Origin of the sequence: uncultured Arthrobacter sp. (genome assembly GCF_902805515.1) — a bacterium.
In the GTDB taxonomy this organism is placed as follows: Bacteria; Actinomycetota; Actinomycetes; order Actinomycetales; family Micrococcaceae; genus Arthrobacter_D.
Genome location: NZ_CADCTE010000118.1, coordinates 1 through 8,503 on the forward strand (window position 1 = coordinate 1; position 8,503 = coordinate 8,503).

Annotated in this window: 9 protein-coding genes and 1 pseudogene; 3 read left to right on the forward strand and 7 right to left on the reverse strand. The window is 65.8% G+C overall.

The window, feature by feature from the left end:
* From QZX79_RS10225 to QZX79_RS10235, 3 genes are all read right to left on the reverse strand, one after another.
* A partial coding sequence (locus QZX79_RS10225) for an RNA polymerase sigma factor (protein ID WP_294568171.1) occupies positions 1 to 987 on the reverse strand: 987 nt, incomplete at its 3' end.
* Positions 988 to 1,003: 16 nt separating this feature from the next.
* Positions 1,004 to 1,351, reverse strand: a complete 348-nt coding sequence (locus QZX79_RS10230) for a YciI family protein (protein WP_294568172.1) — start codon at positions 1,349 to 1,351, stop codon at positions 1,004 to 1,006.
* Between the two features lie 448 nt (positions 1,352 to 1,799).
* Positions 1,800 to 2,432: an NAD(P)-dependent oxidoreductase gene (locus QZX79_RS10235; protein WP_294568174.1), complete on the reverse strand. Its 633-nt coding sequence runs from the start codon at positions 2,430 to 2,432 to the stop codon at positions 1,800 to 1,802.
* An 841-nt stretch (positions 2,433 to 3,273) separates the two neighbouring features.
* On the opposite strand from QZX79_RS10235, the gene QZX79_RS10240 reads away from it, so the two are divergent.
* A complete protein-coding gene (locus tag QZX79_RS10240) occupies positions 3,274 to 3,552 on the forward strand; it encodes a hypothetical protein (protein WP_294568176.1) in 279 nt (92 codons plus the stop codon).
* Positions 3,553 to 4,278: 726 nt separating this feature from the next.
* Here QZX79_RS10240 and QZX79_RS10245 read toward each other — a convergent pair.
* From QZX79_RS10245 to QZX79_RS10260, 4 genes are all read right to left on the reverse strand, one after another.
* Positions 4,279 to 4,677, reverse strand: a complete 399-nt coding sequence (locus tag QZX79_RS10245; protein ID WP_294568178.1) for a hypothetical protein — start codon at positions 4,675 to 4,677, stop codon at positions 4,279 to 4,281.
* Positions 4,678 to 4,769: 92 nt separating this feature from the next.
* Positions 4,770 to 5,228: a cupredoxin domain-containing protein gene (locus tag QZX79_RS10250; RefSeq protein ID WP_294568180.1), complete on the reverse strand. Its 459-nt coding sequence runs from the start codon at positions 5,226 to 5,228 to the stop codon at positions 4,770 to 4,772.
* 113 nt (positions 5,229 to 5,341) lie between these two features.
* The gene (locus tag QZX79_RS10255) at positions 5,342 to 5,956 is read right to left on the reverse strand and encodes a cupredoxin domain-containing protein (RefSeq protein ID WP_294568182.1); all 615 of its coding nucleotides are present in this window, start codon (positions 5,954 to 5,956) and stop codon (positions 5,342 to 5,344) included.
* Positions 5,957 to 6,231: 275 nt separating this feature from the next.
* Positions 6,232 to 6,696, reverse strand: a complete 465-nt coding sequence (locus tag QZX79_RS10260; protein WP_294568184.1) for a hypothetical protein — start codon at positions 6,694 to 6,696, stop codon at positions 6,232 to 6,234.
* Between the two features lie 391 nt (positions 6,697 to 7,087).
* Between QZX79_RS10260 and QZX79_RS10265 the strand changes: the two genes are divergently transcribed.
* Together QZX79_RS10265 and QZX79_RS10270 are read left to right on the forward strand one after the other, a co-directional pair.
* On the forward strand, positions 7,088 to 7,918 hold the full coding sequence (locus tag QZX79_RS10265) for a polysaccharide deacetylase family protein (protein WP_294568186.1): 831 nt from the start codon (positions 7,088 to 7,090) through the stop codon (positions 7,916 to 7,918).
* Positions 7,919 to 8,269: 351 nt separating this feature from the next.
* Positions 8,270 to 8,503, forward strand: a pseudogene (locus tag QZX79_RS10270) (hypothetical protein); the annotation flags it as partial.

Consider the following 8,503-nt stretch of genomic DNA (forward strand, 5'->3'; position numbering starts at 1 on the left):
CAGCACGTCGTACAGGGCGAGTACCTCCTGCCAGTCGGTTTCCTGCCAGCTGGGCGACTCGGCGTGCACGGCCGCGATCGCTGCCTGCAGCGCGTACCGCGACGGCGGCCGGGCACCCAACGCCTCCCGGACAAGGATCACGCCCTCGGCGATGGCGGCGCGGTCCCAGCGCATCCGGTCCTGCTCCTCCAGCAGCAGCAGTCGTCCCTCCGGTGTGGTGCGGGTGTCGCGGCGCGCATCGGTGAGCAGGAGCAGGGCCAGCAGGCCTGCCACGGAGGGGTCGTGCGGCAACAGCCTGCGCAGCAAGCGGCACAGCTCGAATGATCGTTCCACGAGGTCGCGGCGTACCAGTTCGTCCCCGGCAGGGGCGGTATGACCGGTGGTGAAGAGGCTGTGTATCACCAGGAGGACGGCGTCGACCCTGCCCGGCAGGTCAGCTACCGAAGGCACCCGGTAAGGGATACGGGCAACGGCGATTTTCTTCTTCGCCCGGGTGATGCGGGCGGCCATCGCCGCCTCGCTGACCAGGAACGCCCGCCCCACTTCGGCAGTGGACATGCCGCATAGCAGCCGCAACGTCAGGGCGACCTGGGCGGCACGGTCCAGCGCCGGATGGCAGCAGGTCACCACCAGACGCAACCGGTCATCAGGGATCGATGCCGCCTCGCCGCCGTCGACGGTGTCTTCGGGACCGGGTTCAGCCTCGTCCTCTACCAGCAGGGGAAGATACCTGGCCTCGACCTGCCGGTGGCGCAGCACGTTAAGCGCCCGGCGTCGGGCCACGGTGGTCAGCCAGGCCCCGGGGCGGGAGGGCACACCGGTGCGGGGCCAGTCCGTGAGCGCGGAGGCGAAGGCGTCCTGCACGCACTCCTCGGCGAGGTCGAGGTCGCGGGCGACGCGCACCGTCGCTGCGAGCACGAACGCCCACTCGCGGCGGTGCGCGTCGGCGACGGCGGCCGAAACGCTGGACGTGTCCTGACCGGTCATCCCGTCCGGCCTGAACTCAGCTGCCGAAGTCGATGACGGGCCGGACCTCGACGCCGCCGAAGCGGGCCGGAACGGTCCTGGCGACGGCCAGTGCCGTGTCCAGATCCGGGGCGTCGATAAGGTAGTAGCCGCCCAGGGCCTCCTTGGTCTCGACGAACGGGCCATCGGTCACCTCGGACCCGCCGCGGACGCTGGTGGCCGTTGTGGTCGGGTGCAGCCACGCTGCGGAAACCATGCTGGCGCCCAGCGCAGGCACGCCGCTGGCGAAGGCCTCGTGCTCACCCATGATCTCCTCCATCAGCCCGGACGGCGCCTCGGCGTACGAGCTCTCGGTTTCGTAGATCAGGATCATGTACTGGGACATCGCTGTTCCTCTCCGTCATCGGGGACCGGTTCTCGACCCCTCTACTTATACGACACGCGGGGTCCGGCCACATCGACACTGGTCTTGGAAATTTGTGAGATCACGTCACGAATCTCCCAGTGACCGACTGCCCAATAGGCCACGGCCCTCGGTATACCCCGCGCGGTCGCTTTGTTTCTAGTCAATAACAAAGGAAAAAGGCGAAAAAACGAGAACCTTAGTCAGATCGCGCCGTCGGTGGTTCGCAGGGCCTCTGCGAGCTCCCCTGGAGTGACGGGCCCGCCGGCGCGGGCGAGCAGGAAGAGGAAGTCCAACTGAGTCCGCGTGAGCGCCGTCCCCCCAAAGGGCGCAGACCGTGGGCCGGCCATCGCCCGGGAGAGACGCACAATCCTGTCCAGGATCGTGCTGACCTGACGTTCCCGCCCGGGGGGGGTGAGGCTGTGCGTGCTCACGTGCTCACAAACGGCATCTGTCCGACATACGTACGGTCCTCGGCCTGGGTGAGGATGAAGTCGGCCAGATCATCCCGGCTGATCTGCGTCGACGCGTCAACTCCGACCCATCCCACCCGGTAGGACTGGCTGCCTGGTTTCTCGGTCAGTCTCGGGCCACGTACCACCGTCCACTCCAGCCCTGAAACCTCGAGCACCTCAAGGTGACCTTCTGCATCGGCGAGGACAGGGCCGGAAAACTTCCTGAGTAAGAACCGGATGATCCGGTCCGGGAGCTTTGGCCGGTCCAAAGGCGCTGACAGCCCACCGCCGGACAGGGTCACGATTCGCCCCACGCCATGCCGCTTCATCGCATCAACAATATTGCGCGTGCCGTCCGTTTGAAGCGTCGGCGGAGAACCCTTCACCTGGCCGAACAGGCTGAGGACGACGTCGGACCCGGCCACCGTATCTCCGACCGCCCGCGGGTCCAACACATCCCCGCCGATGACGGTCAGCGCCGGCGATGACACCGTGAGCCGGCCCGGGTCACGCACCAAGGCCCGCCCCTCGTAGCCCGCGGCCAGCGCGCGGGCCAGCACCCGATGTCCGGTTCTTCCCGTCCCACCGAACAATGCGATCGTCACCATGGCAATACTTTAGAGGCTGAACATCAGCTCGGCCGGAGTACCCGCCGCCTCATTCCCGCTCGCCGATCGGCAACTGGGACCTCACACCCCAAGACCCGGCGATCCTTGCCCTGGGCTCTCTTCACTCCTGACCGGACGGAGCACGCTGCAGCTGTGGCCATATAACGGGGGCTAAGGGCAAGGAGGATAGCCAACCAAAAAACCTCACGACACTTATGTAGCTACACCCCCACTCCCCCATGAAGTAGTAAGGAAGCCCAACCCGGGCACCGCGTGAGAATGGAGGCATCCCGCCCCCGGCAGACCCCCAACTTAGCCAAAAGACCCGGCACCCGGACTGCAAAACCGGGCCGGCTGTCCACAGTCAGAGAGCAAAAGGGCCTCTGACTAGGGGAAACATGTGCCCGAAGTGGGACTCGAACCGGACTCCAACCCTTGCGAATACTGGGCTGCTCAGGAAACATGCGGAATCCGGCCCAGTCCGACCGGTGTACGACCCGATCCGAAGCCCCAGGTGTGGACACTGTCCACACCCCCCGCTTCTCCCCACCAGAGGCCTTCCCCAAGACCGCCGCACCCCGCACCGACAGGGTGCGGCGCTTCTTTACCGTGAATAATCCGATCCTGCGGTAGTGATTCAACCGCGGCCGTGACCGGGTGGTGCCCGCGCTTGTTACCGTCCCGGGCACGCCGCACGACATACACGGTTTCCAAACTCTCCATCACGACGTCACCTCCCCTCAAACCATTCATAGTGCGAGCGGCCGACAGCTGCATGACCGGCGAGAAGTACTGCAGGGCGTGCGAGGGCTGATAGCCTCCATCGCATGAGGAGGACCCTGTGACGGACGAGCGGCACCACCCCACGGTGCGGAACGGCAGCGCATGGCTGCGGGACCAGGCGCGCTGGTTCGCAGCGCTCCTGGTCTTCGCCGGGATCCTGTTCGTGTTCGAACCGAGCGGGCTTCACATTCTCGGTGCCCTCGGCTGCGTGATCGGTGCCGGCCTTGCCCTATTCCTCGGAGAAAAGCAGGTCAAGAGCCTCCGTCATGAGTACCGCTACGAGGACGAGGACGATGACCATTCCCCACCTGAGGACAGCCAGGGAGCACAATCCTGAAGAGGCTGCACCGGGGGCCAGCATGACCACAGGATTCATCAGCGCGAACCGCATGGTGGCGCTACGGCGTAGGTTAGCCGACAGACGGGAAAACTATTTGGCGAGCTCTCTCCGTTTGTCGTTCTGATACGTCGTTAATAGCGCCTCCATCCGGCCGGCGTATCGTCAACCGCCATGGCGGCCCGGTCTGACACTTTCGGAGGTCAGGTCCCGCGCCCTCGGCCCGGCGGCTTCGAGCTTTCTCCGCCTGTTCAGCAGGGTCAGTCTGATAGTTGTTTACCGTACCCACCTCCTGCCGAACTCCTCAATGATTCGGTACCCGTTGCTGACTTGATTACTAATAGACAGCAGAACCAAGCCCGCCGGCTTCATACCGTGCCTTCCCAGGCAGCCACAGTCACTTGATGGTTCACGGTCGACGCCGCCGCGAGAGCAGCATTACCAACCAGAAGGCCGCCAAGGCGGTCCCACCGACCACCATGGAGAGGATGCTGAAAGGGCGTCCACCCATTGTCCTGATAACCGACCGGACCCACGACGATAGCGGCGACTCCCTGGCCCACTCCCACTATGTGCGAGACAGGGGTCAGCGGAGAAATCCCCCGCCCGCACCGCTCATCTACCTGGGGCAGGTGGGAGCCCGAAGGATAAAATTCAAAGCCGTCCTCCTGTGGGTGAGCAGCCATAGGTGGACTAGGCCAGGAAAATGGCGTGGGTGAGCGTTTCCTACGATCTAGTCCCGCCGCGCCGACGGAGGAGGGCGTAGCCGATCAGGGCGGAAAGCCCGGCGGCGCCCTCTGCCACCGCGGTAAGGGTTTTCTTGGCGTACCAAACGGGTTCATACAAGGAGGGGATCGGACCGATCGCCGGAACCTGCACGTACCGGTAGAGGAGCACCGCCGCCAGGGCTGAGAGCGCGAGGGCCGCCGCCACCAGGTAGGCGGGCAGGTGCCCGCGGATCAGGACATACAGCGCGGCGAGGACGGCAAGGACAGCCTGGATCCGAAAGAGGTTGCCGCCGCCGATTCCGCCCGGGGCGGCCTGCTGGAAGCCGGGTGCGAGCTCGAAATGGATGACGGCGCTGACGGTCAGGCCCACCGCAACGAGGGCACGCAGGACGAGCATGAGCGGCCGGCTGTGCCCCCGTCCGGTGTCCGCCGGTCCCCTAACTCCAGCAGGGTCGGCCCCGCGGTGCCCGGCGGAACTGCCGGCCCGGCTCATGAGATGACCAGGGAGGCGGACATTTCAGGGTGGTAGGTGCAGATGACCGCGTACTCGCCGGCCTCCTCCGGTGCCGTAAAGGTCGCGGTCTCACCGGCGGGAACGTCGACGTCGAACCCTCCGTCGTCCTTAGCTGTGACCGTGTGGGGGGCGTCGTCCTCGTTGACGACTGTCACCGTCGAACCGGGGGCGATGGATTCTGGCATCTCGTATTCGAAGTCCTTGATGGTGATCATGGCTTCTTCGGCCGGTTCTGCCGAAGCCGAACTGGTTGCCGAGCCCCCGGCGCCGGGGGTCATGGTGGCTTCCGGTGCGGCGGATTCATTGGGGGCGGCGGATTCGCTGGGGGCCGCGACCGATTCGGAGCTGCCGGATTCTGCCCCGGATCCGCAGGCCGTGGCGCCGGTTAGGACCGCCGCGAGCATCAAGGCGAATATTCCGTTGCGTGTTTTCATTGTCGTACCTCCCGAGGTAATGAACAGGTGAGCTGTGGGTTCTGGGCTGCCGGGTAGCGGAGGACGGCCGGGACCGGCGACCTTCCCCCGCTACCAGCTGTGGGCCGGCTGCGTCAGTTGGTGCTCCGGCGGCGGACAGCGTAGGTTCCACCGGCCGCGGCAAGCAGGACCAGTCCTCCGCCCAAAGCGATGAGCGTTGCCTGCCCGCTGGTGTCTTCCGTGACCGCGCCGGTGTCGGCGCCGCCCTTGGGCATCGCACCCATCTGGTCCATTCCGCTGTGCCCGGCGCTGCCCGGCGCTGCTGCCTCCGGAGCCACCGGGGCCGGGGCTGCCTGGCCCGGGCTAGCGGGCGCCGCGGGGGCCGGAGCGGCGGCTTCGGCGCCCACGGTTAGGGTGCCCCGCATATTGCCGTGGAACTGGCAGAAGTATCCATAGCTTCCGGATCCGCTGGGTGCGGTGAAGGCGGCACTCGCCCCGCCGGGGATGGTGATGTCGAAGGACCCGTCATCGGCGGTGACGGTATGGGCCTCGGTGTCGTTATTGGTGACGGTGACCTGAGCGCCCGGGGCGACCGTTCCGGGCCCCGAGTACATGAAGTTGTCGATACTGATGATTGCCTTGCCGGCGGTCATCGCCGGCACGGCCTGGGATACCGGGCCAGGGGAGGCGACCGTTGCCGCGGCGGAGCCAAGTCCCGCTCCCCCGATCAGGACTGCGGCGATTGTCACACTGAGAACTTTCGTGCTCGAGGTCATGTTGGAGCCCTCCGGCGGGGCGTCTAGGGGAGCAAGTGCTTGGCCGCCGGTCGATTCGGCGCGCCGTTGCCATCAAACCTCCGCCATATGATCTTCGTCACGGGACGGGTGCGGGATTGGTCTTTTAGATGACCTGCACCGGCAAAACAGCCGGACCGTGCGGCGGTTCAGGCCAGAAGGTCGGGTTTCTTCGTGCCTGGGTCCGGAATCAGCGCCGATCCGGCCGGTGCTGGGGTGACGACGTTGTTTTAGTGGGGCACGTCTTCCGGGCGCGTGTGGCCACCGCCGATCGTGTGGACCATCCATTGCCCGCACTCGGGGCGCCACACCAGGGTGATGACACCTTTGAAGAAGAGCATCTGGTCCTCGAGCAGCTCATAGGACTGGATGATTCCCTGCATGATTTTGAAGTAATGGACGTTGTCGTCCCCAACGGCGGGCTCGGTGCGCGAGCCGTAGCCAAGGTCCTCGATCGATGTGATGAAGCCGGAGGCCTCCCCGAAGTTACCCCACGACGGTTTGGACTTCGGGGTCATCAGCCGTAGCAGCGCCTTCCTGTGAAGGACAGGGTCTTCCAGTGCGTTACAGAACATGATGGCCACCGACAACGGGTCATCCGGGGACGGCTCCGGGAGGTTGGCCGCAGCCTCCTCATCGGAGGGGAGACGAAGCCACGGGCTCGGTGGAAGATCCTCTGCGGGCAGATTGGTCATGAAGCCGGCGTCATTCTCTCGGATATGCACCTCCCCCCTAGGGACTGCGCGTCGTCTCCGCGGAGATCACCCTCAACCGGCACAGCCGCCCCTGAATGCCCCGGCCGGGCACGCCAATCCCTGGAGCCCGTCCCTGCGAAGTATGGACAAGGGCCTGGAGAAGCCGCTCCGCTGGAAGGCGGCAGCTGATCTTCGCGCCCGCGCGACGCTGGGTGCTGTTCCCGGGCCAGAGCCCGGCGGTGTCCTACGCTGACAGTCGGTGCCGGTCTCAGGTGCAGAGCAGGGCAATGAGGTAACAATGGGGGAAGTAATGTTGGACAGTCCGGGCCGCCGTGCCTTTTTGATGGCCGGTGCGGCGCTGGCGCTGTCCGGGTGCGTGCCAGGCAGCGCAATGGCTGGGAATGCACGCCCCTCCTCCGCAACCGGCACGGCCGGCCCCGCGCCTGGGCCCTCCGCCTCCGATGTCCTGCGGCAGCATTCCGACCGCGTGCCGGAACCCGCCGTACCCACCCGCGAGCGGGTCATCACCCGGTTTTCCGGGAGGATCCCTTCCTACTGGGGGCTGGAGGCACCGCAGGTCCTCACTACACTGCCAACGAGTCCGGCCGGCACCGCCCTGACCCTTGACTTCTGCGGAGGCTCCGGAGGCAGCAGCATCGACAGCGCACTGATCGACATGCTGCGCCGGCTCGGGGTTCCGGCGACCCTGTTCCTCAACGGACGCTGGATCGCCGCCAACCCCGGCCTGGCCCGGGATCTGGCGGCGGATCCCCTGTTCGAACTCGCCAACCACGGCACCAACCACTACCCCCTGAGTGTCAACGGTGCCTCGGCGTACGGGATTTTTGGAACGGAAGGCCCAGGCAGCGTCTACGACGAGATCATGGCCAACGACGCCGTGCTGACGGACCTGACGGGCGAGCGGCCGCGCTTCTTCCGACCGGGCACGGCCTACCTCGACAATGTGGCCGCGGAGATCTGTCTGGCCCTGGATCTGATTCCCGCCGGTTTCAGTATCAACGGCGACGGAGGTTCCACTTACACCGCGGCGTCCGTGGCAGCGGAAACCGCCGCTGCAGGACCGGGCGATATCATCATCGCCCATGGCAACCACCCCGAGTCCGGTACGGGACCCGGCCTGGCCGAGGCAGTCACGTCGCTGCTGGCCCAGGGCAGGACCTTCACCACCCTCGGTAACGCCGTACCCAAGCCGCCCCACTGACACGGGAACCGGCCCCCACGAAAACAGGCTGATATGGCGTGGCTGGTATTAGTACGGGGAATCGAGGCTTTCAAAAGAGAGCCGGGCCGCCGGCGTGGTGTGCCATTCCCGGGAAAGAAACACCGGTGAAAGGAAACGCCGGGAACCTTTCGGGGGAACTAATCCCCGTCGTGTTTCCCGGCGTCTCCGGGGCTTTTCTTGCGACAGTGTGCATGCGGGGGAAACATGAGCCTGCTTGGTTTTTGCAGGTGGTTTCATCCGCCAACCAATCCGAGCAGTACAGCAGGACGAACAAACGACAGGCACACAATCGACGTGTGCGCTCACCGCACAGTGAAGGAACAAATCTCCATGAACAAGAACCTGCGCCTCCTGGCAGTACCCTCCCTCGCCCTCGGCATGCTGGCCCTGGCCGGCAGCCCTGCCATGGCACATGACGGAGACCATTCCTACTCCTCGACCCTGGGCCAGCTCAACGGCTCCACCGGCGCGGGCACCATCACCGTCGACGTCAAGGGCGACCAGGCGACGGTCAACCTGCAGGTCTCCGGCCTCGCCGAGACCTTCATGGACGGACCCTACCCC